This window comes from Streptomyces sp., from assembly GCF_035563135.1.
GTDB lineage: Bacteria > Actinomycetota > Actinomycetes > Streptomycetales > Streptomycetaceae > Streptomyces.
The window spans coordinates 1-2,102 of record NZ_DATMVN010000701.1 but is presented as its reverse complement, the minus strand read 5'-3'; the positions used below and the strand labels follow the sequence as shown (position 1 = coordinate 2,102).

The following is a 2,102-nucleotide window of genomic DNA, read 5'->3' as shown; positions in this document are numbered from 1 at the left end:
GCACCATCGACTCGGCCGCACAGCCGGCCGAGGTCCTGCGCCTGCGCGAACTGCTGCGGGCCGTGCGTGAGAGCCAGGAGCTCATGGCGACGCTGCTGCCGGTGGGCGACGGCCTGCTGTGCGCGGTGCGGCGCGGCTGACCGTCCTGGCCCCGGCACGGCGCGGTACGGCCGACCGCCAGGCCCCGGTACGGCTCACCACCCGCCCCGGGCATGTCCGGGGGCGGGGGCCGCACCTTGGAGAACGGGTTCCGGCGCACCACTGCCCCGGCACGGATTCCGTACCGGGGCAGTGGTGAAGTGTGGGCGCCTCCGCCTCAGCCGACGACCTTCTTCAGCGCGTCACCGAGTGCATCGGCCTCGTCCGGAGTCAGCTCGACGACAAGCCGACCGCCGCCTTCGAGCGGAACGCGCATGACGATGCCCCGCCCCTCCTTTGTCACCTCGAGCGGGCCGTCGCCCGTCCGCGGCTTCATGGCCGCCATGCTCGTTCCCCTTCCTGAAACCAGCTCATCGCAGCCGGCGGCCCCATGACAGGCGCTGCCTCACCGGCGTCGAACACAATGCTTCCTCCGCATTATCCCGCATCAAAGACCCCGATGACCAACATCGGTCGGCATCGCTTGCGCAACGCGCTTTCCCAAAACCACCCAATACGGCGATCCGGCTGCGATACTGCGCCACCTCCACCCCTCAGCCGAGGTCCAATCGTTAGACGCAGGTCACATGTCCGGGCCGCCCGAAGTCCGCCATGCTTGCGTCGACAGGCTCGACGCCGGACCCGTAAGGAGACCCCGCATGGCCGAGACGGCCGACCCCATGGCTGACACCGTGCTCACGGACGTGAGCGACGGGCTCGCGACGATCACGATCAATCGCCCCGACGCGATGAACGCCATGAACACCGCTGCCAAGGTCGCCCTCCGCGACGCCCTCCGGGCGGTGGCGGAGGATCCCGCCGTGCGGGCGGTTCTGCTCACCGCCACCGGGCGCGCCTTCTGCGTCGGCCAGGACCTCAAGGAGCACGTCGCCAAGCTCTCCGAGGCCCGCGAGGCGGAGGGCGGCAACGCGCTCAGCACCGTGCGGGAGCACTACAACCCCATCGTCCGCGCCCTCACCGAGATGGAGAAGCCCGTGGTCGCGGGGGTCAACGGGGTCGCCGCGGGAGCGGGCTTCGGTTTCGCGCTCGCCGCCGACTACCGCGTGGCCGCGGACACCGCCGCCTTCAACACGTCCTTCGCGGGCGTCGCGCTGACCGCCGACTCGGGCATCTCCTGGACGCTGCCCCGGCTGATCGGCGCGAGCCGCGCCGCCGACCTGCTCCTCTTCCCGCGTTCGGTCTCCGCCCAGGAGGCGTACGAGCTGGGCCTCGTGAACAAGGTGGTGCCCGCGGCCGACCTGGCGAAGGAGGCCCACGCGGTGGCCCGCGCCCTGGCGGACGGCCCGACGGTGGCGTACGCCGCCCTCAAGGTGTCCATGGCGTACGGCGCCGGGCACACGCTCGCCGAGACGCTGGAGAAGGAGGACGAACTCCAGACGAAGGCGGGGGCGTCGCAGGACCACACCATCGCGGTCGAGGCGTTCCTCGCCAAGGAGCGGCCGAAGTATCTCGGCAGGTAGGACTACCGCCCGCCGCCCCGGGCCACGCAGTCGGCCAGATGGTCGTCGACCAGACCGCAGGCCTGCATCAGGGCGTATGCGGTCGTGGGGCCGACGAAGCGGATGGACCGCTTCTTCAGGTCCTTGGCCAGCGCGGTGGACTCCGGGGTGACCGCCGGGACGTCACCGAGGGTGCGCGGGGCCGGCCGCGTCGCCGGGTCGGGTGCGTACGACCAGATGAGCGCGTCCAGCTCGCCCTCGTCCCAGCCGGCCAGGACCTTGGCGTTGGCGAGCGTGGCGTCGATCTTGGCGCGGTTGCGGATGATCCCGGCGTCGGCGAGGAGCCGCTCCTTGTCGGCGTCGGTGAACTCCGCCACCGCGGAGATCTTGAATCCGGCGAACGCGCTGCGGAAGCCCTCGCGGCGGCGCAGGATCGTCAGCCACGAGAGCCCGGACTGGAACGCCTCCAGGCAGAGGCGCTCGAAGAGGGCGTCGTCACCGTGG

General features: G+C 71.4%; 3 protein-coding genes and 1 pseudogene. 2 read left to right on the top strand and 2 right to left on the bottom strand.

Going from position 1 to position 2,102, the window contains the following annotated elements:
* A pseudogene (locus tag VN520_RS31135) lies at positions 1–140 on the top strand (methyltransferase); the annotation flags it as partial.
* A gap of 176 nt (positions 141–316) precedes the next feature.
* On the opposite strand, the gene VN520_RS31130 reads toward VN520_RS31135, so the two are convergent.
* Positions 317–484, bottom strand: a complete 168-nt coding sequence (locus VN520_RS31130) for a DUF3117 domain-containing protein (RefSeq protein WP_003966491.1) — start codon at positions 482–484, stop codon at positions 317–319.
* A gap of 334 nt (positions 485–818) precedes the next feature.
* On the opposite strand from VN520_RS31130, the gene VN520_RS31125 reads away from it, so the two are divergent.
* Complete coding sequence (locus VN520_RS31125) at positions 819–1,619, top strand: enoyl-CoA hydratase/isomerase family protein (protein WP_325750279.1); 801 nt, start codon at positions 819–821, stop codon at positions 1,617–1,619.
* 2 nt (positions 1,620–1,621) lie between these two features.
* Here VN520_RS31125 and VN520_RS31120 read toward each other — a convergent pair.
* Positions 1,622–2,102, bottom strand: a 481-nt coding sequence (locus VN520_RS31120; RefSeq protein ID WP_325750278.1) for a DNA-3-methyladenine glycosylase I, incomplete at its 5' end; no start/stop codon positions are given.

What these genes read in the sequence shown, in the direction of transcription:
- VN520_RS31130 (WP_003966491.1), bottom strand. Translation starts at nt 484, where the DNA reads ATGGCGGCCATGAAGCCGCGGACGGGCGACGGCCCGCTCGAGGTGACA.
- VN520_RS31125 (WP_325750279.1), top strand. Translation starts at nt 819, where the DNA reads ATGGCTGACACCGTGCTCACGGACGTGAGCGACGGGCTCGCGACGATC.